This window comes from Streptomyces sp. CA-249302 (genome assembly GCF_050936785.1).
Taxonomy (GTDB): Bacteria; Actinomycetota; Actinomycetes; order Streptomycetales; family Streptomycetaceae; genus Streptomyces.
Genome location: NZ_JBNJMG010000001.1, coordinates 3,661,625 through 3,687,392, shown reverse-complemented (window position 1 = coordinate 3,687,392; position 25,768 = coordinate 3,661,625). Strand labels below are relative to the sequence as shown.

At 70.7% G+C, this 25,768-nt stretch carries 19 protein-coding genes and 1 pseudogene; 14 read left to right on the top strand and 6 right to left on the bottom strand.

The genetic code is table 11. The annotated features are described in order from the left end of the window. Positions 1-303 precede the first annotated feature (303 nt). The 5 genes and pseudogenes from ACQEWB_RS16540 to ACQEWB_RS16520 all read left to right on the top strand — a co-directional run bounded on the left by ACQEWB_RS16540 (position 304) and on the right by ACQEWB_RS16520 (position 5,522). Positions 304-2,862 (top strand): ComEC/Rec2 family competence protein, encoded by a 2,559-nt coding sequence (locus tag ACQEWB_RS16540; protein ID WP_432831590.1) that lies wholly within the window; start codon positions 304-306, stop codon positions 2,860-2,862. Positions 2,863-2,866: 4 nt separating this feature from the next. After that, positions 2,867-3,669: pseudogene (locus ACQEWB_RS16535) on the top strand (arylamine N-acetyltransferase family protein). A 101-nt stretch (positions 3,670-3,770) separates the two neighbouring features. After that, on the top strand, positions 3,771-4,016 hold the full coding sequence (locus ACQEWB_RS16530) for a hypothetical protein (protein ID WP_432831588.1): 246 nt from the start codon (positions 3,771-3,773) through the stop codon (positions 4,014-4,016). A gap of 52 nt (positions 4,017-4,068) precedes the next feature. Next, positions 4,069-5,055: a DNA polymerase III subunit delta gene (gene holA / locus ACQEWB_RS16525; protein WP_432831586.1), complete on the top strand. Its 987-nt coding sequence runs from the start codon at positions 4,069-4,071 to the stop codon at positions 5,053-5,055. Between the two features lie 68 nt (positions 5,056-5,123). Beyond that, the gene (locus tag ACQEWB_RS16520; protein ID WP_432831584.1) at positions 5,124-5,522 is read left to right on the top strand and encodes a nuclear transport factor 2 family protein; all 399 of its coding nucleotides are present in this window, start codon (positions 5,124-5,126) and stop codon (positions 5,520-5,522) included. A gap of 218 nt (positions 5,523-5,740) precedes the next feature. On the opposite strand, the gene rpsT is transcribed toward ACQEWB_RS16520, so the two are convergent. Beyond that, on the bottom strand, positions 5,741-6,007 hold the full coding sequence (gene rpsT / locus ACQEWB_RS16515; protein ID WP_432831582.1) for a 30S ribosomal protein S20: 267 nt from the start codon (positions 6,005-6,007) through the stop codon (positions 5,741-5,743). Positions 6,008-6,227: 220 nt separating this feature from the next. Here rpsT and lepA point away from each other — a divergent pair, with 220 nt between their 5' ends. Both lepA and ACQEWB_RS16505 read left to right on the top strand, forming a co-directional pair. Continuing rightward, complete coding sequence (gene lepA / locus ACQEWB_RS16510; protein ID WP_432831580.1) at positions 6,228-8,096, top strand: translation elongation factor 4; 1,869 nt, start codon at positions 6,228-6,230, stop codon at positions 8,094-8,096. A gap of 249 nt (positions 8,097-8,345) precedes the next feature. Beyond that, on the top strand, positions 8,346-10,220 hold the full coding sequence (locus ACQEWB_RS16505) for an AMP-dependent synthetase/ligase (RefSeq protein ID WP_432831578.1): 1,875 nt from the start codon (positions 8,346-8,348) through the stop codon (positions 10,218-10,220). Between the two features lie 12 nt (positions 10,221-10,232). Here the strand turns inward: ACQEWB_RS16505 and ACQEWB_RS16500 are convergent, their stop codons facing one another. Both ACQEWB_RS16500 and ACQEWB_RS16495 read right to left on the bottom strand, forming a co-directional pair. Further along, complete coding sequence (locus ACQEWB_RS16500) at positions 10,233-10,805, bottom strand: response regulator (protein ID WP_432831576.1); 573 nt, start codon at positions 10,803-10,805, stop codon at positions 10,233-10,235. 12 nt (positions 10,806-10,817) lie between these two features. Beyond that, entirely contained in the window at positions 10,818-14,990 is a 4,173-nt protein-coding gene (locus ACQEWB_RS16495) for a HAMP domain-containing protein (RefSeq protein WP_432831574.1), read from the bottom strand. Between the two features lie 102 nt (positions 14,991-15,092). On the opposite strand from ACQEWB_RS16495, the gene ACQEWB_RS16490 reads away from it, so the two are divergent. Beyond that, entirely contained in the window at positions 15,093-17,078 is a 1,986-nt protein-coding gene (locus ACQEWB_RS16490; protein ID WP_432831572.1) for a SpoIIE family protein phosphatase, read from the top strand. 31 nt (positions 17,079-17,109) lie between these two features. Then, on the top strand, positions 17,110-18,342 hold the full coding sequence (gene hemW, locus ACQEWB_RS16485; protein ID WP_432831570.1) for a radical SAM family heme chaperone HemW: 1,233 nt from the start codon (positions 17,110-17,112) through the stop codon (positions 18,340-18,342). Here the strand turns inward: hemW and ACQEWB_RS16480 are convergent, their stop codons facing one another. Both ACQEWB_RS16480 and ACQEWB_RS16475 read right to left on the bottom strand, forming a co-directional pair. After that, a complete protein-coding gene (locus tag ACQEWB_RS16480) occupies positions 18,343-19,152 on the bottom strand; it encodes a DUF3097 domain-containing protein (protein WP_432831568.1) in 810 nt (269 codons plus the stop codon). It abuts the gene before it with no gap. A gap of 31 nt (positions 19,153-19,183) precedes the next feature. Continuing rightward, entirely contained in the window at positions 19,184-19,915 is a 732-nt protein-coding gene (locus tag ACQEWB_RS16475) for an MBL fold metallo-hydrolase (protein ID WP_432831566.1), read from the bottom strand. Positions 19,916-20,065: 150 nt separating this feature from the next. On the opposite strand from ACQEWB_RS16475, the gene hrcA reads away from it, so the two are divergent. The 5 genes from hrcA (at position 20,066) to ACQEWB_RS16450 (ending at position 24,525) form a co-directional block, all read left to right on the top strand. Beyond that, the gene (hrcA, locus tag ACQEWB_RS16470; protein WP_432831564.1) at positions 20,066-21,082 is read left to right on the top strand and encodes a heat-inducible transcriptional repressor HrcA; all 1,017 of its coding nucleotides are present in this window, start codon (positions 20,066-20,068) and stop codon (positions 21,080-21,082) included. Next, a complete protein-coding gene (gene dnaJ / locus ACQEWB_RS16465) occupies positions 21,083-22,219 on the top strand; it encodes a molecular chaperone DnaJ (RefSeq protein WP_432831562.1) in 1,137 nt (378 codons plus the stop codon). Positions 22,220-22,296: 77 nt separating this feature from the next. Then, positions 22,297-23,373 (top strand): nitronate monooxygenase, encoded by a 1,077-nt coding sequence (locus tag ACQEWB_RS16460; RefSeq protein ID WP_432831560.1) that lies wholly within the window; start codon positions 22,297-22,299, stop codon positions 23,371-23,373. Beyond that, a complete protein-coding gene (locus ACQEWB_RS16455; RefSeq protein ID WP_432831558.1) occupies positions 23,370-24,116 on the top strand; it encodes a 16S rRNA (uracil(1498)-N(3))-methyltransferase in 747 nt (248 codons plus the stop codon). Before ACQEWB_RS16460 ends, ACQEWB_RS16455 begins: the two co-directional genes overlap by 4 nt. A gap of 16 nt (positions 24,117-24,132) precedes the next feature. After that, positions 24,133-24,525, top strand: a complete 393-nt coding sequence (locus ACQEWB_RS16450; protein WP_432831556.1) for a VOC family protein — start codon at positions 24,133-24,135, stop codon at positions 24,523-24,525. Here ACQEWB_RS16450 and ACQEWB_RS16445 read toward each other — a convergent pair. After that, positions 24,467-25,738: a hypothetical protein gene (locus ACQEWB_RS16445; protein WP_432831554.1), complete on the bottom strand. Its 1,272-nt coding sequence runs from the start codon at positions 25,736-25,738 to the stop codon at positions 24,467-24,469. The two genes, ACQEWB_RS16450 and ACQEWB_RS16445, sit on opposite strands and share 59 nt — an antisense overlap. Positions 25,739-25,768: the final 30 nt, after the last annotated feature.

Genomic DNA, 25,768 nt, shown 5'->3' with positions numbered 1-25,768 from the left:
GACCTTCCGGCGGTCGGCGTCCTGGGCCCCTCTGGGGGCGGCGACTCCGGGGTTTCGGCGGGCGGCACCCCTGACCTTCCGGCGGGCAGCATCCCGGGCCAGTCGGTAGGCGGCACCCCCGGCCTCTCGGCGGGCAGCGCCTCTGACTTCTCGGTGGGCGGTCCCCCCTGCCCCGCGTCCGGGCGAGCTGCGGTTCACGCTGCCTCCGAGGGACGGCTGGGAGCGGCTCATCCTCGGCAGGAGGGGCCGACGGATCTGCGGCTTGTGCCGCCGGCGCTGGCTGCCTGGGGGACGGCGGCGCTGATGCTGGATGCGACGGCGGGTTGGGTGACCGGGGTTGTCTCGGTGTGCCTGGTCGTGGCGGGGGCTTTGCTGCTGGCACGGAGATCTGGGGGTGGCGTCGGGCGAATGGGCGGGGCGTCGTCCAAGCAGCCGGCGAGCGTGCCGGTGCGGTCTGCGGGCGTTCCCGTGCGGTCGGCCGACAAGGCGGTGCCGGTCCCTGACCGCGATCGACCTACGCGGGCAGCCTGGCCGCGTGTTTCCGTGGCCGGTGTGCTGCTCTGTGTCGCCGCGGCTGCTGTCTCCGCGGGGCTGCACGGAGCCGACGTACGACGTGGTCCCGTGCCGGAGTTGGCGCGGCGGTACGCCACCGTGACCGCCGAGGTCGAGGTCTCCTCCGACCCACGGCTCACCCGGCCCCGGGTGAGAGGTGACCACGCGGCTCCTGCCTCCGTGCTGGTCGAGGGGGAGGTACGGAGGGTCGAGGAGGCGGACGGGACGGCCGTGGTGACGCGGGCGCCGGTGCTGATGATCGTGGACGTGGCCGCGCGCGGGGCGTCGTATCCCTTCTCCAGCGGTGAGAAACCCTCCGTCGAGAGCGCGACCCCTCTCACTGGCGACCGGAAGCACCCCGTCGCCCCTCAACCCCGTTCGTCCTGGCTCGACTTGCTGCCCTCCACGCGCGTGCGGGTCGCGGCGCGGGTCGTGCCTGCTCTGGCAGGGGGCGATCGGATCGCCGGGGTGTTGCGGGTTCGGGGGCAGGGCGTGCCGGAGGTTGTGGGCGGGCCGTCGGGGGCGCAGCGGTTCGCGGGGCGGTTGCGGGCGGGGTTGCGGGAGGCGACCGAGGGGCTGCCCGAGGACGCGCGGGCGCTGCTGCCGGGGTTGGTCGTCGGGGACACCTCGCGGATCACACCGGAGCTGGACGAGGCCTTCAAGGAGACCGACCTCGCGCACACGCTCGCCGTCTCCGGGAGCAACCTCACCATCATCCTGGCCCTGCTCATCGGACCGCCGGGCATGGCGCAGTTGGTGGAGCGGAGAGGACTCGCACCCCGGCTCGGCATCCCGTTGCGGACGACCGCGCTGCTCGGCGGAGCGCTCACCCTCGGTTTCGTGATCGTGTGCCGGCCGGACCCGAGCGTGCTGCGGGCCGCGGCCTGCGGGGCCGTCGTACTGCTGGCCCTGGCGACCGGACGCCGCCGGTCGCTGATCCCGGCGCTGGCGACGGCCGTACTGCTGCTGGTGCTCTACGACCCCTGGCTGGCCCGGAGTTACGGCTTCGTGCTGTCCGTGCTGGCGACCGGTGCCCTGCTGACGCTCGCGCCGCGCTGGAGCGAGGCGTTGCGGCGGCGCCGAGTTCCGCCGCGGCTGGCCGAGGGGCTGGCGGCGGCGGCCGCGGCGCAGGCCGTGTGCGCGCCGGTGGTCGCCGTGCTGTCGGCGCGGGTGAGCCTGGTGGCGGTGCCGTGCAATCTGCTCGCGGAGATCGCCGTCGCGCCGGCCACGGTGCTGGGGTTCGCCGCGCTGGCGACGGCGCCCGTGGTGATGCCGGTGGCCAAGGCGCTGGCGTGGTGCGCGAGTTGGCCGGCGGGGTGGATCGCGGGCATCGCCCGGACGGGGGCCGCGCTGCCCGGCGGGGGAGTGGACTGGCCGGGGAGCCGGCCCGGGGCGCTGCTGCTCGCCGGGGTCACGGTGGCCGTCGTGCTGGTCGGCCGGCGGCTGCTCGGGCATCCGTGGCTGTGCGCTGCCTGCGGGGTGCTGCTGGTGCTCGTCGTCGTGCAACCGGCGCCGTTGACCAGGGTGATCACGGGGTGGCCGCCGCCCGGTTGGCGGTTCGCGATGTGCGACGTGGGGCAGGGGGACGCGACGGTGCTCGCGGCGGGGGACGGCAGTGGTGTGGTCGTGGACGCCGGGCCCGATCCGACGCTCGTCGACCACTGTCTGCGGACCCTCGGCATCACACGGATTCCCCTGGTCGTGCTCACCCACTTCCACGCCGATCATGTGGCGGGTCTGCCCGGGGTGCTGCGGGGGCGTTCGGTGGGGGCGATCGAGACGACAGGGTTCGAAGAGCCGGAGGACCAGGTCGAGTTCGTGCGGAGGGAGGCTGCGGCGCGGCACATTCCGGTCACCCGTGCCGTCGCCGGGGAGCAGCGGCGCACCGGATCGCTGGCCTGGCAGGTGCTCTGGCCGCCGCCGCGTCCGGCGGCGGAGCCGGACGGGCCGAACGACGCCAGCGTGGCCATGCTGGTCCGCTCGGGCGGGCTGCGGCTCCTGCTGCTCGGGGACCTCGAACCCCCGGCCCAGCAGGAGCTGTTGAGATCGCCGCAGGGCGCGCTGCTGGGTGGCGTGGACGTGCTCAAGGTCGCCCATCACGGGTCCGCGTACCAGGATCCGGAGCTGATACGCAGGGTGGCGCCGCGGCTCGCGCTGATCAGTTGCGGGGAGGACAACCCGTACGGGCATCCGGCCCCCAGTACGGTCGCGGCGCTGCGGGCCGCGGGGGCGGTGGTGCTGCGGACGGATCTGGACGGGGCGCTGGCCGTCACGGGGGCGGGCGGAGAGCTGGCGGTGGCGCGAGACTGAGGGCATGGACATCACACAGGTCGACGCCTACCTCCGCCGCCTGGGAATCGAGCCCGGGGACCGGCCCGCCACCCCGACCGCCGACGTACTGCGGGAGCTGCACCTGCGCCAGCTGCACGCCGTGCCCTTCGAGAACCTGTCCGTCCATCTGGGAGAGGAGATCGTGCTGGAGGAGAAGCGGCTGCTGGACAAGGTGGTCGGGGCGCGGCGGGGCGGGTTCTGTTACGAACTCAACGGTGCGTTCGGGATGTTGCTCGGCGCGCTCGGGTTCGAGGTCACACCGCTCGCGGCACGGGTGCACGGCGACGGGGGACGGCTCGGGATTCCGTACGACCATCTCGCGCTGCGGGTGCGGACGGTGGACGGGGGCGAGTGGCTGGCCGACGTCGGGTTCGGGGCGAACAGCCACTATCCGCTGGCGTTCGGGGAGCGGGGGAGCAGGAGGATCCCGTGGGGACGTTCCGGATCGTGGAGGCGGGGCCGGATCTGGACGTTCTGCTGGACGGCAGGCCGCAGTACCGGCTGGAGCTGCGGCCGCGGGTGCTCGGTGACTTCATGGCCGGGGCGTGGTGGCACAGCACCTCGCCCGCCTCGCACTTCACGCAGTCACTGGTGTGCTCCAAGGTGACGCACGACGGAGGGAGGATCACGCTCAGCGGGCGGACGTTCAAGGAGACGGGTGCCGACGGGGCGCGCACGGAGCGGGAGTTGGGGACGGACGAGGAGGTGCTCGGGGTCTATCGGGAGCGGTTCGGGATCGAGCTCGACCGGGTGCCGACCGTGCGCAACCGCACCAGGGGCGACTGATCGGGACCAGCAAGGACGGCCGCCGGCCGGGAAACCGCGGTCGGCCGGTCCGCAAGGGCTGACCTGCGGGAGCCCTCCGGCGGTGGCGGACAATGGCTGCCGTGAGCGATGTGAGACATGTGCTGGTGCTGCCCGACCGCGATGCCGCCCAGGAGGTGGCCGAGGCGCTTCGGGAGCGGTTCGGACTGGCGGAGGAGCCGCGGCTCGTCCGGGACGCGCTGGCCGGCGAGGACGACGCGGAGGACGCGCAGTGGCTGGTCGTCCTGCGGGACGAGGACGAACGGCTGGACCCGGCGGAGCTGGACGAGTTCGCCGGGGAGTGGGACGGCTGGCGCGAGGAGCCGTAGCACCGGAGGCGGGCGGAGCCCGTTGTCAGTGGCCCGTGCCATGCTTTACGCAATGGCCAGGAAGACTGCGAATGACGACCCTCTCGCCCCGGTGACGCTTGCCGTGGGCCAGGAGGACCTGCTGCTCGATCGTGCCGTGCAGGAGGTGGTGGCCGCCGCCAGGGCCGCCGACGCCGACACGGACGTACGTGACCTGAACCCGGACCAGTTGCAGCCCGGCACCCTCGCCGAGCTGACCAGTCCCTCGCTCTTCGCGGAGCGCAAGGTCGTGGTCGTACGCAATGCTCAGGATCTTTCGGCCGACACCGTGAAAGACGTGAAGGCGTATCTGTCGGCGCCCGCCGAGGAGATCACGCTGGTGCTGCTGCACGCGGGCGGAGTGAAGGGCAAGGCGCTGCTCGACGCCGCGCGGAAGGCGGGGGCCCGGGAGGTCGCCTGTCCGAAGATGACCAAGCCGGCGGACCGGCTGGCGTTCGTGCGGGGCGAGTTCAGGGCGACCGGGAGGTCGGCGACGCCCGAGGCCTGTCAGTCGCTGGTCGACGCCATCGGGAGCGATCTGCGGGAGCTGGCCTCGGCCGTGTCCCAGCTGGTCGCCGACGTCGAGGGGACGATCGACGAGGCCGTCGTCGGGCGGTACTACACCGGGCGGGCCGAGGCGTCGAGCTTCGAGGTGGCCGACCGGGCGGTGGAGGGGCGGGCGGCCGAGGCGCTGGAGGCGCTGCGCTGGGCGCTGTCGACCGGCGTCGCGCCCGTGCTGATCACCAGCGCGCTCGCCCAGGGCGTACGGGCGATCGGCAAGCTGTCGTCCGCGCGCGGCGGGCGGCCGGCGGATCTCGCACGGGAGCTCGGGATGCCGCCGTGGAAGATCGACCGGGTCCGGCAGCAGATGAGGGGATGGACGCCGGACGGGGTCTCGGTGGCGCTGCGCGCGGTCGCCGAGGCGGACGCGGGCGTGAAGGGCGGCGGCGACGATCCCGACTACGCGCTGGAGAAGGCGGTCGTGACCATCGCGCGCGCGGCCCGTTCCAGAGGACGTTAGGCGGCCGGGGGAGGAGAATCGGGCGTATCAGCCGCATATCGCCTGACAAGGGAAGGCGGCGATTCACCATGGCCGAACACCCGCACGCAGCGCTCGTCCGCAAGGGCTACGAGGCTTTCCAGCGCGGAGACATGGACACCCTGCGCGGGCTGATGACCGGGGACTGCACCCACCACGTGCCCGGCTCCCACCCGCTCTCGGGGGACTACAAGGGCCTCGACAACATCTTCGAGGGGTACTACGGCAAGCTCTACTCGGAGACCGGCGGGTCCTTCCGCGTCGAGCTGCTCAACCTGTTTGTCGACGGCCGCGGGCACGTCATCTCCGCGCACCGCTTCACCGCCGACCGGGGCGACAAGCACATCGACGAGAACGGCGGAATCTTCTTCCGGATCGTCGGAGACAAGATCACCGACCTCGACGAGTGCGTCGAGGACATGGACAAGGACAACGCGTTCTGGTCGTGACCAGGGGCACACCAGCGGCACACCAGGGGCACAACGGCGGCACGCATGCCGAAGGCCCCGGTGTCCGCCCTTGGGGAAGGGCTGGGCACCGGGGCCTTCGGTTCAAGACGTCGAGCCCGTTCCCGCGTGGCGAACGCAGGCCGCGAACAGGCTCTTGGGGCCGGTCGGGGGCGGATGAGAGAGGGCCCGCCCGGGTCCTTCCGGCGTCAAATCAAGTGTCAGCCCTTGATGGACGCGACCTTGGAAGCAAGCGCCGACTTCTTGTTGGCGGCCTGGTTCTTGTGGATGACGCCCTTCGAGACGGCCTTGTCGAGCAGACGCGCCGCAGCGCGCTCGTGCTCGGTGGCCTTCTCGACGTCACCCGCGGCAGCGGCCTCACGGGCCTTGCGGATCGCGGTCTTGAGGGAGGACTTGACGGCCTTGTTGCGCTGCCGGGCCTTCTCGTTGGTCTTGATCCGCTTGATCTGGGACTTGATGTTCGCCACTGATGAGCCTTTTCAGGTTCTGGCACGGGACCGCGAAGGACCCGTACCGGTGATTTTCTGGAGAGTGCCTCGCGCTGAGAGGGCATGAGACACAGCCACCCAGGGTACCAGCGGCCCGGCCGACGGCCCAAAACGGTTCCCGGTCGCCGCCCGTGGGACCATGGAGCCTACGTATCGATCCGACCCGAGGCACAAGGCGCCTCAAGAGACAGGACCCTGCGTGCCCGCGACCCCTAACAATGTGCCCGAGCCGAGCCGTACCGCCCCGGCTCTGATCCGCAATTTCTGCATCATCGCGCACATCGACCACGGCAAGTCCACTCTCGCCGACCGGATGCTCCAGCTGACCGGCGTCGTCGAGCAGCGGCAGATGCGTGCTCAGTACCTCGACCGGATGGACATCGAGCGAGAGCGCGGCATCACGATCAAGTCCCAGGCGGTGCGTTTGCCGTGGGCTCCGACCCATGACAAGAGCAATACGCACATCCTGAACATGATCGACACCCCCGGGCACGTCGACTTCACGTACGAGGTCTCGCGGTCGCTCGCCGCCTGCGAGGGGACCGTCCTCCTCGTCGACGCCGCCCAGGGCATCGAGGCCCAGACCCTCGCCAACCTGTACCTGGCGATGGAGAACGACCTCACGATCATCCCCGTACTCAACAAGATCGACCTGCCGGCCGCGCAGCCCGAGAAGTTCGCCGAGGAGCTCGCGAACCTCGTCGGCTGTGACCCGGACGACGTGCTGCGGGTGTCCGCCAAGACCGGTCTCGGCGTCGACGCGCTGCTCGACAAGGTGGTCAGGGAGATCCCGGCACCGGTCGGCGTCGCGGACGCCCCCGCCCGCGCGATGATCTTCGACTCGGTCTACGACTCCTACCGCGGCGTCGTGACGTACGTACGGGTCGTCGACGGGCAGCTCAACAAGCGCGAGCGGATCCGGATGATGTCCACCGGCGCCACGCACGAGCTGCTGGAGATCGGCACGAACTCGCCGGAGATGCTCGGCGCCGACGGTCTCGGTGTCGGTGAGGTGGGCTATCTCATCACCGGGGTGAAGGACGTCCGCCAGTCCAAGGTCGGTGACACCATCACCAGCCTGCACAAGGGTGCGACCGAGGCGCTCGGGGGATACAAGGACCCCAAGCCCATGGTCTTCTCCGGGCTGTATCCGCTGGACGGCTCGGACTACCCCGAGCTGCGCGACGCCCTGGACAAGCTCCAGCTCAACGACGCCGCGCTGGTCTACGAGCCGGAGACCTCCGCCGCCCTCGGCTTCGGCTTCCGCGTCGGCTTCCTCGGCCTGCTGCACCTGGACGTGATCCGTGAGCGGCTGGAGCGCGAGTTCGGGCTCGACCTGATCGCGACCGCGCCGAACGTGGTCTACCGCGTACTCATGGAGGACGGGTCCGAGCACACGGTCACCAACCCTAGCGAGTTCCCCGAGGGCAAGATCAACGACGTGTACGAGCCCGTCGTACGCGCCACGATCCTCGCCCCGAGCGAGTTCATCGGCTCGATCATGGAGCTGTGCCAGACCCGGCGCGGCACCCTGCTCGGCATGGACTACCTCTCCGAGGACCGCGTCGAGATCCGCTACACGCTCCCCCTCGCGGAGATCGTCTTCGACTTCTTCGACCAGCTGAAGTCCAAGACGCGCGGTTACGCCTCCCTGGACTACGAGCCCACCGGCGAGCAGACCTCCAGCCTGGTCAAGGTCGACATCCTGCTGCACGGCGACAAGGTCGACGCCTTCTCCGCGATCACGCACAAGGACGCGGCCTACGCCTACGGTGTGCGGCTCGTCGCCAAGCTGCGCGAGCTCATCCCGCGGCAGGCCTTCGAGGTGCCCATCCAGGCCGCCATCGGCTCCCGGGTGATCGCCCGCGAGACCATCCGCGCCATCCGCAAGGACGTCCTCGCCAAGTGCTATGGCGGTGACATCTCCCGTAAGCGGAAGCTGCTGGAGAAGCAGAAGGAGGGCAAGAAGCGGATGAAGATGGTGGGTTCCGTGGAGGTTCCGCAGGAGGCCTTCATCGCGGTGCTCTCCAGCGATGACAGCGCGGGGTCGGCCAAGGGCAAGAAGTAACCGCGGGTTACACCCGGTTGAGGTCCAAACCGGGCAGAACAGGGGTCCGTCGTGCGAAAGCGCGACGGGCCCCTACGCGTGCGTAGCGTCGCTCTCTGTACGAAGTGACAGGCCGAGAGCCCTTACGAACCGGCCGGTCGGGCTCTAGTCTGATCTCTGCTCGATAGTTACTCGCGAGTTAAACAAACGCTACTGCGTGAAGCCAGCCGCAATTGAGCCAGCCGCACTGCCGCGGGCCCGGAGGATGTCGTGAGCGACACACAGACCCTGATCGAGAACCGTCCGCCGAGCGTGGCGAACCTCTTCCTGGAGCGCGTTTCGGCCACGCCGGACGCCGAGGCGTACCGCTACCCGGTGCCGTCGGCCTCCGGTGAGGGCCCGGACGCCTGGAAGTCGCTGAACTGGGGGCAGGCCGCCGAGCGGGTCTTCGCGATCGCGGCCGGTCTCATCGAGCTCGGCGTGCAGCCCGAGCAGCGTGTCGCCCTGGCCGCCTCGACGCGGCTCGAGTGGATCCTCGCCGACCTCGGCATCATGTGCGCCGGTGCGGCGACCACCACGGTCTACCCGCAGACCAACGCCGACGAGTCGGCGTTCATCCTCTCCGACTCCGAGAGCCGGGTGCTGATCGCCGAGGACGCGGCCCAGCTGGCCAAGGCGGTCGAGAAGCGCGGCGAGCTGCCCGCGCTCACCCACGTCGTGGTGATCGACCCGGCCGGCGTCGAGACCAGCGACTGGGTGCTCACCCTCACCGAGCTGGAGGCCCGGGGCGCCGCGCGTCTGGAGAAGGACCCCGAGCTGGTCAGGGAACGGGTCGGCGCGATCACCAAGGACCAGCTCGCGACCCTGATCTACACCTCCGGCACCACGGGCCGGCCCAAGGGTGTCCGGCTCGCGCACGACAGCTGGTCGTACATGGCGAAGTCGATCGCCGCGACCGGCCTGATCAGCGCCGAGGACGTGCAGTACCTGTGGCTGCCGCTCGCGCATGTCTTCGGCAAGGTGCTCACCTCGGGTCAGATCGAGGTCGGGCACGTCACCGCCGTCGACGGCCGCGTCGACAAGATCATCGAGAATCTGCCGGTCGTGCAGCCGACGTACATGGCGGCCGTTCCGCGCATCTTCGAGAAGGTCTACAACGGGGTCGCCGCCAAGGCCCGGGCGGGCGGCGGCGCCAAGTACAAGATCTTCCAGTGGGCCGCGGGGGTCGCGCGCGAGTACGCGAAGGTCTCGCAGGACAACTTCCGCCGGACCGGGACGGCCTCGGTGCCGTTCGCGCTGGGCGCCAAGCACAAGACGGCCGACGCGCTGGTGTACGCCAAGATCCGCGAGGCGTTCGGCGGCAACCTGCGCGCCTGCGTCTCCGGCTCGGCGGCGCTCGCGCCCGAGATCGGCTACTTCTTCTCCGGCGCCGGCATCCACGTCCTGGAGGGTTACGGCCTCACGGAGTCCTCGGCGGCCTCCTTCGTGAACCCCGGCGAGGCGTACCGCACGGGTACGGTCGGCAAGCCGCTGCCCGGCACCGAGGTGCGGATCGCCGACGACGGGGAGATCCTGCTGCGCAGCCCCGGCATCATGCAGGGGTACCACGGGCTGCCGGAGAAGACCGCCGAGGTGCTGGAGGCCGACGGCTGGTTCCACACCGGCGACATCGGCGAGCTCTCGCCCGACGGCTACCTGCGGATCACCGACCGCAAGAAGGACCTCATCAAGACCTCCGGCGGCAAGTACATCGCGCCCGCCGAGGTCGAGGGTCAGTTCAAGGCGGTGTGCCCGTACGTCTCCAACATCCTGGTGCACGGCGCCGACCGGAACTTCTGCACGGCCCTGATCGCGCTGGACGAGCCGTCCATCCTGGAATGGGCCAAGGAGAACGGCCTGGAGGGCAAGTCGTACGCGGAGATCGTCGCCGCGCCCGCCACCGTCTCCATGGTCGAGGCCTACGTCAAGGAACTCAACGCCGGCCTCCAGAAGTGGCAGACCATCAAGAAGTTCCGCCTCCTGCCCCGCGACCTCGACGTCGAACACGGCGAGATCACCCCGAGCCTCAAGCTGAAGCGCCCGGTGGTGGAGCGGGAGTACAAGCACCTCATCGACGAGATGTACGCGGGCGCCCGGGAGGCGTAAGGCGTAGAGCCCTTAGGGGCGGCCCCTGTCGAGGAGTTGGCGTAGTTCCCGGATCCGGTTCCGCAAGGTGTCCAGGTCCGGGGGCTCGTCGCCGTCCAGTTGTTCCTCCAGTTCGGCGAGTCTCGCGTTCACCTCTTCGTAGTCCGACTGCTCCTGGGCCAGCAGGCGTTCCAGCTGCAGGTTCTTGCGGTGCAGGTCCAGGAACACGGTCACCTTCGCTCGTAGTACCCAAGGGTCGAAGGGCTTGGTCAGATAGTCGGCGGCTCCGGTGGCGTAGCCGCGGAAGGCGTAGCCGGAGTCGTCCTCCGCGCCGGTCAGGAAGATGATCGGGACGTCCTTGGTCTGGTCGAGCCGCTTGATGTTGGCGGCGGTCTCGAAGCCGTCCATGCCCGGCATGCGCACGTCCAGGAGGATCAGGGCGAACTGCTGCCGCAGCAGTGCCTTCATCGCCTCCTCGCCCGAACGTGCGCGTACGAGCGGCTCGTTGAGGGACCCCAGGACGGCCTCCAGCGCGATCAGGTTGTCCTCCATGTCGTCGACGAGGAGGATGCTGGCCCGCTCGATGGTCGTTGCCTCAGCGCTCATGGTGACTGTGCCTCATTCAGTTTCGGGCGTCGGCGTCGCCGCCGCCTCCTCGACGTCCGCCTGGTCCTCGTGAACCGCGCTCTCCGGATCGAGCAGCGCGCACACGACGGTCAGCAGCTGGTCGACGTCCACCGGCTTCGGTACGTAGTCGTTGGCACCCCGCGCGATGGATTTCTCCCGGTCGCCGGGCATCGCCTTCGCGGTGAGCGCGACGATCGGCAGGCCGGTCCAGCGGGGGGTGCGGCGGATGGCGGCGATGGTCTCGTAACCGTCCATCTCCGGCATCATGATGTCCATCAGGACCAGTTCCACGTCCGGGTTGCGCTCCAGGGTCTCGATGCCCTCGCGGCCGTTCTCCGCGTAGAGGACCGGCATGCCGACGCGGCCGAGGACATGGGTGAGGGCGAAGACGTTGCGGATGTCGTCGTCGACGATCAACACCCGCCGCCCGGGCAGCACCTGACCGGCCCGCCCGGACTTCCACGCCTCCAGCTTGGTCGGGGCCGGCCAGGAGTCGTCCACGTCGTGCGTGGCGGTGTACGGCTCGCTCGACAACTGCTCCGGCACCGGCAGCGGACGATCCTCGGGCACCGGACCGGTCGCCGAGTGGCCGGGGCTGACGACGGGCACGTACAGCGTGAAGGTGGAGCCCTTGCCGGGCTCGCTCTCCGCGACGATACGGCCGCCGAGCAGGCCGGCGATCTCGCGGCTGATGGAGAGGCCCAGGCCGGTGCCGCCGTACTTGCGGTTGGTGGTGCCGTCGGCCTGCTGGAACGCCTCGAAGATCACCGGGAGTTTCTCGGCCGCGATGCCGATGCCCGTGTCGGTGACGGAGAAGGCGATGACCTCCTCGCTGTCGCGGACGCCCCCACTCTCGACTTCGCTCGAGCGGGGGGACCGCCAGCGGCCCTCGGTGTCGGTGAGCCGGTTGACGCGCAGCTCCACCCGGCCCGACGCGGTGAACTTGATCGCGTTGGACAGCAGGTTGCGCAGGATCTGCTGGAGGCGCTGCTCGTCGGAGTACATCTCGCGCGGCACGTCCTCGCCGACCGACACGTCGAAGGCGAGCCCCCGGTCGAGGGTGAGCGGGCGGAAGGTGGCGTGCACGTAGTCGAGCAGCTTGATCAGCGGCAGCCGCTTCGGGCGTACGTCCATCCGGCCGGCCTCGATCTTCGACAGGTCGAGGATGTCGTTGATCAGTTGCAGGAGGTCGGAGCCGGAGCGGTGGATCGTCGTCGCGAACTGGACTTCCTGGTCGGAGAGATGGCCGTCCGGGTTGTCGGAGAGGAGCCGGGCCAGGATCAGCAGCGAGTTGAGCGGCGTGCGCAGTTCGTGCGACATGTTCGCCAGGAACTCCGACTTGTACTGGGAGCTGGTGGCCAACAGGGCCGCCTTCTCCTCCAGTTCGGCGTTGGAGCGCTGCAACTCCGTCTGCTGCATCTGGAGTTCGTCGGAACGTTCCTGGAGCTGCATGGCCAGGCGCTGGGACTCGCCGAGCAGCGACTCCGTCCGGGAGTTGGCGATGATCGTGTTGATCGCGACGGCGATGGTGTTCACGAACTGGTCGAAGAAGGCCAGGTGGACGTCGGAGAAGCGGGAGAAGGAGGCCAGCTCGATCACGCCGAGGAGCTTGTCCTCGAAGAGGATCGGGATGATCACGACGCTGGTGGGTGCCGCTTCCCCCAGCCCGCTGTTGATCTTGATGTAGTCCGGCGGGGTCTCCTCGACCAGGATCCGCTTCTTCTCGCGGGCCGCCTGGCGGACCAGGCCGTGCACCGGGAGGCCGCCGGTCTCGACGGTCGCGCCCTGGGCCGAGCCGTATCCGGCGATGAACGCGAGGCCCTTCGCAGGAACGGTTGTGCGCAGGGCCGCGCCGTCCTCCTCCGGGTCGGCCAGGAAGAACGCCCCGTACTGGGCGTTCACCAGTGGGGTCAGCTCGCGCAGCAGCAGGTCGGCGACCTCCATCAGGTCGCGGTGGCCCTGCATCAGCGCGGCCAGCCGGGCCAGATTGGACTCCAGCCAGTCCTTGGCGCGGGTGGTCTCGCGGAGGTTGGACACCATCAGGTTGATGTTGTCCTTGAGGTCGGCGACCTCGCCCTGGGTCTCCACCGTGATCGAGCGGGACATGTCGCCCTGGGCCACCGCGGAGGCCACCTCGGCGATCGCGCGGACCTGTGTGGTCAGGTTCGAGGCGAGTTCGTTGACGTTCGTCGTCAGGCGCTTCCAGGTGCCGTAGACGCCCTCGACCCTTGCCTGGCCGCCGAGTTGGCCCTCGGAGCCCACCTCGCGGGCGACGCGCGTCACCTCCGAGGAGAAGGAGGACAGCGTGTCGACCATCGTGTTGATGGCGGTCTTCAGCTCCAGGATCTCGCCGCGCGCGTCCACGTCGATCTTCTTCGACAGGTCGCCGTTGGCGACGGCGGTGGTCACCTGGGCGATGTTCCGCACCTGTGAAGTCAGGTTGTCGGCCATGTAGTTGACGTTGTCGGTGAGGTCCCGCCAGACACCGGAGACGCCCAGCACCTGGGCCCGGCCGCCGAGCCGGCCGTCGGTGCCGACCTCGCGGGCGACGCGGGTCACCTCGTCGGCGAAGGCGCGCAGCTGCTCCACCATCGTGTTGACGGTGTCCTTGAGCTCCAGGATCTCGCCGCGCGCGTCGACGGTGATCTTCTTCGACAGGTCGCCGTTGGCGACGGCGGTGGTCACCTGGGCGATGTTCCGCACCTGCGAAGTCAGGTTCAGCGCCATGAAGTTGACGTTGTCGGTGAGGTCCTTCCAGACGCCCGAGACGCCTCTCACCTGCGCCTGGCCGCCGAGGTTGCCCTCGGTGCCGACCTCGCGGGCGACGCGGGTGACCTCGTCGGCGAAGGCGGAGAGCTGGTCCACCATCGTGTTGATCGTGGACTTCAGCTCCAGGATCTCGCCCTTCGCCTCGACCGTGATCTTCTTGCCGAGGTCGCCCTGGGCGACGGCCGTGGAGACGAGGGCGATGTTGCGGACCTGCGAAGTCAGGTTGTCCGCCATGAAGTTGACGTTGTCGGTGAGGTCCTTCCAGACACCGGACACGCCCCGCACCTGGGCCCGGCCGCCGAGGTTGCCCTCGGTGCCGACCTCGCGGGCGACGCGGGTGACCTCGTCGGCGAAGGCGGACAGCTGGTCCACCATCGTGTTGATGGTCGACTTCAGCTCCAGGATCTCGCCCTGGGCGTCGACGGTGATCTTCTGACTCAGGTCCCCGTTCGCCACCGCCGTCGTCACCTGGGCGATGTTCCGCACCTGTGAAGTCAGGTTCGAGGCCATGAAGTTGACGTTGTCGGTCAGGTCCTTCCAGACACCGGACACGCCCCGCACCTGGGCCCGCCCGCCCAGCTGCCCCTCGGTGCCGACCTCACGGGCCACCCGTGTGACCTCGTCGGCGAAGGCGGACAGCTGGTCCACCATCGTGTTCACGGTGAGCTTCAGTTCGAGCAGCTCACCGGTCGCCTCGACCGTCACCGTCCGGGTCAGGTCGCCGCGCGCCACCGCCGTCGTCACCAGCGCGATGTCCCGCACCTGGGCGGTCAGCCGGGACGCCATGGTGTTGACCGCCTCGGTCACATCCCGCCAACTCCCGGACAGCCCGGTCACCTTGGCCCGTCCGCCGAGCCGCCCCTCGGTACCCACCTCGCGCGCGACCCGGGTCACCTCGCCGGTGAACAGCGACAGCTGGTCGACCATCTTGTTCACGGCCCGGCCGAGCCGCCGCAGATCACCGCGCAGCTGCCGGTTGCCGTCGTGCAGGTCGACCCGCTGGGTGAGATCGCCGCCGGCCACCGCGTCCAGCACCCGCGTCGCGTTCGCCGCCGGGGCCACCAGGGCGTCGAGCAGCTGGTTCACGTCGTTCACCCGCGCGGTCCAGGCGCCCTGCCCCGGGCTCGCCGAGACCCGCTCGTCGAGCCGTCCGTGCCGCACCAGCTCCCGTTTCACGCGCTGCACTTCGCCGTCGAAGTGGGAGTTGCGGTCCATGATCTGGTTGAAGACGGCCGTCAGCTCGGCCACCATCCCATGGCCGGTTTCCGGCACCTTCGAGAAGTCGCCGTCCCGTGCGGCGGTCATCGCGGCGAGCAGCGGGCGCAGCTCCGATGCTCGGACTTGTTCCGGTTTCTGTCCGTCTTCGAGCACACGCGTAGCACTGTTCTCACTCATGGTGGCCCACTTCGGTAACTCGGCGCTTATGGGCGTGGCCAGTCTGTCACTCTGTCGGCATCACTTGAGGCGTATTCGTCCGAACCGTTCGGGGAGCTGTCGATGGGGGCCATTCCGACGCAACGGGAGACCGCACCGTGCGCCTCCGATGCGCCTGCGCACCTGCACGCGCTCCCTTACGGCTCCACGCACCCGCGTGCGCGGGCGCACGCGACCCTGCCCGGCAGCCCCGTCGCGCCCGGATCCGCCCGCGCACTGCTGCGCACCGAACTCACCGACTGGACCCGCCTCGGCCTGCCCGGCGCCGAACACCTCACCGAGGACCTCACCGAGAACGCCCTGCTAATCGTCAGCGAACTCGTCACCAACGCCGTCGTGCACGCGGGCACCGACGTCGAGGTGGCGTGCCGTCTGGAGGAGCCGACCGGCGCACTCGTCCTGGAGGTCTGCGACCGCCATCCCTCCCGCGCGCCCCGCGGCTCGGACACCGAATCGCCGTCCGAGACACCGGAGTACGGCCGCGGACTGCGCCTGGTCTCCACGCTCGCCGACTCCTGGGGCGTCACCTACCGCAAGGGCGCCAAGACGGTGTGGGCGCGGCTGTCCCCGGAGCGGGACGCCGGGGACGAGGAGGAGGGGGAGCGCACCGGCGGCGGGACAACCGGGTACGACGACCGGCAGGCACTCGAACGCGGCCTCGGCGTCGCCGAGTTCCTCGCCCCGGAACCCCGGCGCCCCGAGCGGGACCGTGACTGGCTCAACCGGGGCGCCCTCTCCTTCCTCGCCGAGGCCTCCGACCTGCTGGCCGGACAGCTCGACGAGAACCTGGTCGCCGCGCTCGCCGGCCAGCTGATCGTGCCCCGGCTCGCCGACTGGTGCGCGGTCTGGCTGGAGGACGAGGTCATGGGCCGCTGGGGCTCGGGCGGCAGCGACAGCGCGGGCGGCTGGGCGGCCGACGGTACGGGTGGTACGGGCGGTACGGGGCCGCGCTTGGCCCGCGTCTGGCACGGCAGCGAGAACCGCATCGAGCAGCTGCGCCGCACCCTGGAGAAGGACCCGCCCAACCCGCCCGGCGACTTACGGAGCGGACCGGTCGCGTACCCCTGGCCGGGGCAGGCGCTCGACCTGCGCGACGCGCACGGCACGGCGCTCGCCTACCGCCTGATCGCGGGCGGGCGTCCGCTCGGCACCCTCGTCATCGGCCGCTCCGGCGTGCTGCGCTTCCCCGACGAGATCACCGGCCTGGTCGAGGACCTCAGCCGCCGGGTGGCCCTCGCGATCGGCGCGGCCCGCCAGTACGCCCGCCAGGCCACCATCAGCCGGGTCCTGCAACGCGGACTGCTGCCCACCGCCGTCGCCGAGATCCCCGGGGTGCACAGCGCGCTCGTCTACGAACCCTGCGACAAGGGCGGCCCCAGCGGCGACTTCTACGACCTCTTCCCGGCCGGCGACGGCCGCTGGTGCTTCGCCGTCGGCGACGTCCAGGGCAAGGGCCCCGAGGCCGCCGTCGTCATCGGCCTCGCCCGCCCCTGGCTGCGGCTGCTGGCCCGCGAGGGCTACCGCGTCGCCGACGTCCTCGACCGCCTCAACCGGCTCCTCCTCGACGACGCGACGGAGGCCGCGGACGCGGCGGCCCGGGCCCTGGTCCAGCCGCCCGGCCCCGGTGACGGCCCGCAGACCCGCTTCCTCTCCCTCCTCTACGGCGAGCTGGCCCCCTTCGAGGGCGGCGTCCGCGTCACCCTCGCCTCGGCCGGCCACCCGCTCCCGCTGCTCCTCGGCCCCGAGGGCGACGTCCGCACCGCCGCCCGCCCGCAGACCCTCCTGGGCGTCATCGAGGACGAGACCTACACCAGCGAGACCTTCGAACTGCTCCCCGGCGAGACCCTCCTCTGCGTCACCGACGGAGTGACCGAGCGCCGCTCCGGCTCCCGCCAGTTCGACGACTCGGACGGCCTCGCGACCGCCCTCGCGGGCTGCGCCGGCCTGAGCGCCCAGCTGATCGCGGAGCGCATCAAGAGACTGGTGCACGAGTTCGGCGGCAAGCCCCCGGAGGACGACCTGGCGCTGCTGGTGCTCCAGGCGGAGTGAGCAGTCGCGAGGGTGCTGGACAATGGAAGGCATGCCTTCCGCACTCCCCGACGGCGAGCCGGTCCCCGCCGACGGCGCACTGCCCGCGTCCGCGCTCACCGGGTCGGCCACCCGCCCCCTCGGCTTCTATCTGCACGTCCCGTACTGCGCGACCCGCTGCGGCTACTGCGACTTCAACACCTACACCGCCACCGAGCTGCGCGGCACGGGCGGTGTCCTGGCCTCCCGCGACAACTACGCGGACACCCTGATCGACGAGATCCGCCTGGCCCGCAAGGTCCTGGGCGACGACCCGCGTGAGGTGCGGACCGTGTTCGTCGGGGGCGGTACGCCGACGCTGCTGGCCGCCGGTGATCTCGTACGGATGCTGGGCGCGATCCGCGACGAGTTCGGCCTCGCGCCGGACGCCGAGGTCACGACGGAGGCGAACCCGGAGTCGGTGGATCCGGCCTACCTGTCCGTACTGCGGCAGGGCGGCTTCAACCGGATCTCCTTCGGCATGCAGAGCGCGAAACAGCACGTACTGAAGGTCCTGGACCGCACCCACACCCCCGGCCGCCCGGAGGCCTGCGTCTCGGAGGCCCGTGCGGCCGGCTTCGAACACGTCAACCTCGACCTGATCTACGGCACCCCGGGCGAATCGGACGACGACTGGCGGGCGTCCCTGGAGGCGGCGATCGGCGCGGGCCCGGACCACGTCTCGGCGTACGCCCTGATCGTCGAGGAGGGCACCCAGCTGGCCCGGCGGATCCGCCGGGGCGAGGTCCCGATGACGGATGACGACGTCCACGCCGACCGCTATCTGATCGCGGAGGAAGTGTTGTCGGGGGCGGGCTACGACTGGTACGAGGTGTCCAACTGGGCCACCTCCGAGGCGGGCCGCTGCCTCCACAACGAGCTGTACTGGCGGGGCGCCGACTGGTGGGGCGCGGGCCCCGGGGCGCACTCGCACGTCGGCGGGGTGCGCTGGTGGAACGTCAAGCATCCGGGCGCGTACGCGGCCGCGCTGGCGGCCGGGAAGTCACCGGGAGCGGGCCGGGAACTCCTCTCCGACGAGGACCGGCGGGTGGAGCGGATCCTGCTGGAGCTGCGGCTGCGGGAGGGCGTACCCCTGGACCTCCTGAAACCGGCGGGCCTCACCGCCGCCCGCCGGGCACTGGCCGACGGACTGCTGCAGCAGAGCCCGTACGACGAAGGCCGGGCGGTGCTGACGCTGCGGGGGCGGCTGCTGGCGGACGCGGTGGTCAGGGACCTGGTGGACTGATCACTCCTGCGCGGTGACGAAGTCGATCAGCTCCTCCACCCGCCCCAGCAGCTCCGGCTCCAGGTCCTTGTAAGACCCCACCCGCTTCAGGATCGCCTGCCACACCGCGCCCGTGTTGTCCGACGGCCAGCCCAGCGCCCGGCAGACGCCCGTCTTCCAGTCCTGCCCGTGCGGGACGCGCGGCCACGCCTCGATGCCCAGGGACGACGGCTTCACTGCCTCCCAGATGTCGATGTACGGGTGGCCGACGACCAGGGCGTGTTCGCTGATCACCGACTCGGCGATGCGCCATTCCTTGGTGCCGGGGATCAGGTGGTCCACCAGGACGCCGAGGCGGGCGTCGGGACCCGGCGCGAACTCCTCGACGATCGACGGGAGGTCGTCCACGCCCTCCAGGTACTCCACCACCACGCCCTCGATGCGCAGGTCGTCGCCCCAGACCTTCTCGACCAGCTCGGCGTCGTGCCGGCCCTCGACGTAGATGCGCCCGGCGCGGGCCACGCGCGCGCGTGCGCCGGGGACGGCCACCGAACCGGACGCGGTACGGGACGGTCGTACCGGAGCCGACGAAGACGGGCGGACCAGCGTCACCACCCGGCCCTCCAGGAGGAAACCCCGCGGCTCCAGCGGGAACACGCGGTGCTTGCCGAAGCGGTCCTCCAGGGTCACCGTGCCCGCCTCGCAGCGGATCACCGCCCCGCAGAAACCGGTGCCGGGCTCCTCCACCACCAGGCCGGGCTCCGCCTCGACCTCGGGGACGGGCTTGGGCTTCTTCCAGGGAGGGGTCAGGTCGGCGGAGTACTGGCGCATTCGGATGACGATAGGAGAAGCGCGCGGGTGATCAGGGCGACACGCCGAAGCGCGCGGCGAGCGCGTCGCGCTGGACCCGCACGAACGCCGCGTCCACCACCGCTCCGTGACCGGGCACGTACAGCGCGTCCTCGCCGCCCAGGTCAAGGAGCCGGTCGAGGGCGGCAGGCCACTGGGACGGTACGGCGTCCGGGCCCGCCTGCGGTTCGCCGGACTCCTCGACCAGGTCGCCGCAGAAGACCACCTCGGGGGAGCCGGGGACCAGCACGGCGAGGTCGTGGGCGGTGTGACCCGGGCCCACGTTCGCGAGCAGCACCTGCCGGCCGCCGCCCAGGTCGAGCGTCCACTCGCCGGAGACATGATGCCGGGGTGGGACCAGGGCGGCCGTCGCCTCGTCCGCCGCGTGCGCGTCCAGCCCCTGGGACACCGCGTCCGCCCGCAGCTCCTCGCGCGCCTGCCGGGTGCCGAGGACCGTCTCGATGCCCACCGCGCCGTACACCTCCGCGCCCTCGAACGCGGCCGTCCCGAGGACATGGTCGAAGTGGGGGTGGGTGAGCGCGAGATGGGTCACAGCGTGACCGGCGAGCGCCGACGCCTGGGAGCGCAGCAGCGCGCCCTCCGTCAGGCTCGAACCCGAGTCGATCACCAGCGCGGTGCCGTCCCCGACGACCAGCCCCGTCGTGCAGTCCCAGCCGGGCAGTCGGCACCGGCCGACCCCGGCCGCCACCCGCTCCCACCCAAACTCTTCCCAAGTCACCGTCATACGGCGACGCTAGCGGTACGAGCCGTTCAACAGGGGTCGACCTTGCCCCGGGTGTACCCCACCGCCGTACACTGGCCGGTAACGGCTGGCACTCGGACGGACAGAGTGCCAGGCGAAACGCCCAGGGGACGACATCTGGAGGTGTGCGCGATGCTGAGTGAACGACGGCTCCAGGTGCTGCGCGCCATCGTCCAGGACTATGTCGGCACCGAGGAGCCGGTCGGGTCCAAGGCCCTGACCGAGCGGCACAGCCTCGGCGTCTCCCCGGCGACGGTGCGCAACGACATGGCCGCCCTGGAGGACGAGGGGTACATCGCCCAGCCGCACACCAGTGCCGGGCGCATCCCCACCGACAAGGGCTACCGGCTGTTCGTCGACAAGCTCGCCGGCGTCAAGCCGATGACCGCGCCCGAGCGGCGCGCGATCCAGAACTTCCTCGAGGGCGCCGTCGACCTCGACGACGTGGTGGCCCGCACCGTGCGGCTGCTCGCGCAGCTCACGCGTCAGGTCGCCGTCGTGCAGTACCCCTCGCTCACCCGCTCGACCGTGCGGCACGTGGAACTGCTCTCGCTCGCCCCCGCGCGCGTGATGCTCGTGCTGATCACGGACACCGGGCGGGTCGAGCAGCGCATGGTCGACTGCCCGGCGCCGTTCGGGGAGGGCTCGCTCGCGGATCTGCGGGCGCGGCTGAACAGCAGGGTCGCGGGACGCCGTTTCACGGACGTGCCGCGACTGGTCGAGGACCTCCCGGAGGGTTTCGACGTCGAGGACCGGGGCACGGTCTCGACGGTGCTCTCCACACTCCTGGAGACCCTCGTCGAGGAGAACGAGGAGCGGCTGATGATCGGCGGCACCGCCAATCTGACCCGCTTCCCGCATGACTTTCCCCTCACGATCCGACCCGTCCTGGAGGCACTGGAGGAGCAGGTCGTGCTCCTCAAGTTGCTTGGTGAGGCCGGTGATTCGGGCATGACCGTACGTATTGGTCATGAGAACGCGTATGAGGGACTCAACTCCACTTCCGTGGTGTCGGTCGGCTACGGTTCGGGCGGCGAGGCAGTCGCCAAGCTCGGCGTGGTCGGACCGACCCGCATGGATTACCCGGGAACGATGGGAGCGGTACGCGCAGTGGCACGGTACGTCGGACAGATCCTGGCGGAGTCGTAAGTGGCCACGGACTATTACGCCGTTCTCGGCGTGCGCCGCGACGCGTCGCAGGAAGAGATCAAGAAGGCCTTCCGTCGGCTCGCACGCGAGCTGCACCCGGACGTCAACCCGGATCCGAAGACCCAGGAGCGGTTCAAGGAGATCAACGCCGCTTACGAGGTGCTCTCGGACCCGCAGAAGAAGCAGGTCTACGACCTCGGCGGCGACCCCCTCTCGCAGGCGGGCGGCGGAGGCGCGGGCGGCTTCGGCGCCGGTGGCTTCGGGAACTTCTCGGACATCATGGACGCCTTCTTCGGTACGGCGTCGCAGCGGGGCCCGCGATCGCGTACGCGGCGCGGCCAGGACGCGATGATCCGGCTGGAGATCGAGCTCGACGAGGCGGCCTTCGGCACGACCAAGGACATCCAGGTCGACACCGCCATCGTCTGCAACACCTGCAACGGTGAAGGGGCGGCGCCGGGGACCTCCGCGCAGACCTGTGACATGTGCCGCGGCCGCGGTGAGGTGTCGCAGGTGACGCGGTCCTTCCTGGGCCAGGTCATGACCTCGCGGCCGTGCCCGCAGTGCCAGGGCTTCGGCACGGTGGTTCCGACGCCGTGTCCCGAGTGCGCCGGTGACGGGCGGATCCGCTCGCGTCGCACGCTGACGGTGAAGATCCCGGCGGGTGTGGACAACGGCACGCGGATCCAGCTGGCCGGTGAGGGCGAGGTCGGGCCCGGTGGCGGTCCCGCGGGTGACCTGTACGTGGAGATCCACGAGCTGCCGCACTCGACCTTCCAGCGGCGGGGCGACGACCTGCACTGCACGGTGACGATCCCGATGACGGCGGCCTCGCTCGGGACGAAGGTGCCGCTGGAGACGCTGGACGGGATGGAGGAGGTCGACATCCGGCCCGGTACCCAGTCCGGCCAGTCGATCCCGCTGCACGGCCGGGGCGTCACGCATCTGCGGGGCGGCGGCCGTGGTGACCTCATCGTGCACGTCGAGGTCCAGACCCCGAACAAGCTGGACCCGGACCAGGAGAGGCTCCTGCGGGAACTGGCGAAGCTGCGCGGCGAGGAGCGGCCGCAGGGGCAGTTCCAGCCGGGGCAGCAGGGCTTGTTCTCACGGCTGAAGGACGCGTTCAACGGTCGCTGAATCGCACTCGTCCCTGTGGTTCCGGCCACAGGGACACCCGATTCGGACTTGTTCGGAGGACGTGACAACATGCGGTCATGTCCTCCGCGCTGACCGATCTCTTTCCGCATCCGATCGTGCAGGCCCCGATGGCCGGCGGCGTCTCCGTGCCGCATCTCGCCGCCGCCGTGTCCGAGGCCGGCGGGCTGGGGTTCCTGGCCGCCGGGTACAAGACCGCCGACGGCATGTACCAGGAGATCAAGCAGCTCCGGGGGATCACCAGCAGGCCCTTCGGCGTGAACCTCTTCATGCCGCAGCCGGAGTATGCGGACCAGGGTGCGATCGAGATCTACACGCACCAGCTGGCCGGCGAGGCCGCCTGGTACGAGACCGAGCTCGGCGACCCGGACAGCGGCCGCGACGACGGTTACGACGCCAAGCTCGCCGTACTCCTCGACAACCCGGTGCCGATCGTCTCCTTCCACTTCGGCGTCCCGACCGGCGAGGTGCTGGAGTCCCTGCGCCGCGTCGGCACCTTCACCCTGGTCTCCGCGACCACCCCCGAGGAGGCCCTCGCCGTGCAGCGGGCCGGCGCCGACGCGGTGATCGCGCAGGGCGTGGAGGCCGGCGGTCACCAGGGCACCCACCGGGACGTCCCGGAGCACGACGGCTCCGGCATCGGGCTCCTTTCACTCATCGCGCAGGTCCGCGAGACCGTCGAGCTGCCGATCGTCGCCGCCGGCGGCATCATGCGCGGCTCGCAGATCGCCGCCGCCCTCGCCGCCGGCGCCACCGCGGCCCAGCTGGGCACCGCGTTCCTCGCGACGCCCGAGTCCGGCGCCAACGCGGTCCACAAGCAGGCGCTGACCAACCCCCTGTTCACGCGTACGGAGTTGACCCGAGCCTTCTCCGGCCGCCCGGCCCGCGGCCTGGTCAACCGCTTCATGCGCGAGCACGGCCCGTACGCCCCCGCCGCCTACCCCGAGGTCCACCACATCACCTCGCCGCTGCGCAAGAAGGCCGCCGCGGCGGGCGACGCGCAGGGCATGGCGCTGTGGGCCGGGCAGGGACACCGCATGGCCCGCGAGCTGCCCGCCGGCGAACTGGTCGAGGTCCTTGCCGCCGAACTCGAGGCCGCCAGGACAGCGTTGTCCGGCAAGGGGGACCTGCGATGACCGCGCCGGTGTTCGTCGTCGACCAACTGGGCGGCACCGGCGGGGAGTTCGTGCTCGACGGGCCCGAGGGGCGGCACGCGGTCTCCGTGAAGCGGCTCCAGCCGGGGGAGACGGTCGTGCTCACGGACGGTGCCGGGCGCTGGGCGGAATGCGCGGTGGTCGCGGCCGAGGGCAAGGACCGGCTGGTCGTCCGGCCGGGTGCGGTGACCGAGGAGCCGGAGCCCGCGCCCCGGATCACCGTCGTGCAGGCGCTGCCCAAGGGCGACCGCGGCGAACTCGCCGTGGAGACCATGACCGAGGTCGGCGTCGACGGCATCGTGCCCTGGCAGGCGGCCCGTTGCATCACCCAGTGGAAGGGCGAGCGGGGACTGAAGGCGCTCGGCAAGTGGCGGGCCACCGCGCGCGAGGCCGGCAAGCAGTCCCGCCGGGTGCGCTTCCCGGAGATCGCGGACGCGGCGACGACCAAGCAGGTTGCCGCACTTCTCGCCAAAGCCGACTTCGCCGCCGTACTCCACTCGGACTTCGAACACGCCGGCGCGCCCCTCGCCACCGCCGAACTCCCCTCCCGGGGCGAGATCGTGCTGGTCGTGGGGCCCGAAGGGGGCGTCGCCAAGGACGAGTTGGCGCTCTTCGAGGAGGCGGGGGCGAAGGCGTACTTCATGGGGCCTACCGTGATGCGTACATCGACCGCCGGGACAGCGGCCGCGGCCCTGCTCCTGGGCCGTACCGGCCGCTGGTCCTGACGACAGGGGGAACACCGTGGAACTCGCCCAGGTCCGGCTCCTCGTCGGCGACTTCGCCGCCTGCTACCGCTTCTACGCCGAGGTCCTCGGCCTCAAGCCGCAGTCGGGCGCGACCGAGGGCCCGTACGAGAAGTTCAGCCCGACCACCGGCTCGGCGGGCATCGCCCTCCAGGACCGCTCAATGATGGCGGCGGTGCTCGGAGAACTGGGCGACGCGGCCACCGGCCACCGCTCGCTGGTGGTGCTGCGGGTCGACGACCTGGACACCTACTGCGAGCAGATCACCGACCGCGGCGCGGTCCTGCTACAGGGACCCGCACCTATGACGGACCGCATGCGGGTGGCCCATCTCAAGGATCCTGAGGGCAACTTGGTGGAGTTGCAGGAGTGGTTGCTGCTCCGAGGGTGAGCTTCGGGGCCAGGATCCGGACATCCTCACGTCGGACGGCGAAGCCGCGGTAGCCGTTCGGGTCCCAGAGGTGGATCCAGTCCGCGGAGGAACCGAAGGACAGCACGGGCGTGGTCGGGACGGGGCCGTTGTCCACGGGGATCTCCTTGCCGGGGTCGACGAGGAGGACACAGACGAGAGTGCCCTGAAGCCCGTGGAACTCGGCGGGCGTACGGCTGTGCAGAGCGACGGCCTGCTGGGCGTCCACGGCGGCCGACCCGGCGTCGTCCAGGCCCGTGAGGACGGTGTACGTGACCGCGAGCGCCGATGCCACGCAAATGATCGACAGGATCGCGGCGCGGGTGGCCCGGTACACCAGATGCAGGTGGCGCGCCCAGCCGAGCAGGCCGAGGACCACCAGGAGATCGACGGCCACCTTCCACAGAATGGGCAGGGCGGCGCCGTACGTGGACAGGGCGGACACGGGCACTTCCTCTGCGGGAATGCCGAACTGGCGAAGATAGGCCTCGTGGGCCTGGCCGCCGAGCCAGGCCGCGACGGGCCACAGGGCCGGGACGGCCAGGGGAACGATCCACGCCGCGTGCCGGGTGAGCACGGTGTCGCGCACGGCGAGCCAGACGCCGAACACCGCGCTCACGGTGACCAGGAGCCATGCGATGGGTGCGAGGACGAGTGCGCTTCCCACGCCCACCACGGTCAGACCGGCGGTGAGGATCACACCCACGATCTTGAATTCCAGCGGTGTGTGGCGTTCGCCGGTGCACAGGGTGCGTCCCATTCGTGTCGTGAACCGGGAGCGGAAGACGAAAGGCGTGGTGCACATGAGCACGAGCACCAGCCAGAAGAGCCCGGATCCGGGAAACAGCCAGGTCGCCGCCCGTGCCGCTGGACCCGGGCAGAGAGCCAGCGCACATCCGTAGAGCAGCAGGCGGGTCTCCTCGACCGAGCTCGCGGGCGGTGGTTGCTCCTCTGACGACCAGTCGACCCGCAGGGTGTGGTGGGCCGCGTCGAAGTGGTGGCCGGCGAAGTCGGCCTGCGAGAGCTCCTGCCGTACCGTCGCGTGGTCCGTGCCGACGGGGACGCTGATGAGTCGGTGATCGGCAGTCCGGCCGGTCATCGTGCGTAACGCCGCCGAGATCGGGCCGTCCCCGCCCTCGTGCGATTCGGAGCGGTACACGTGGTAGATCACGCGCGTCGGCAACTCCGGGTCCACGAGCGCGGCTTCCCGTACCCACGCTCCCAA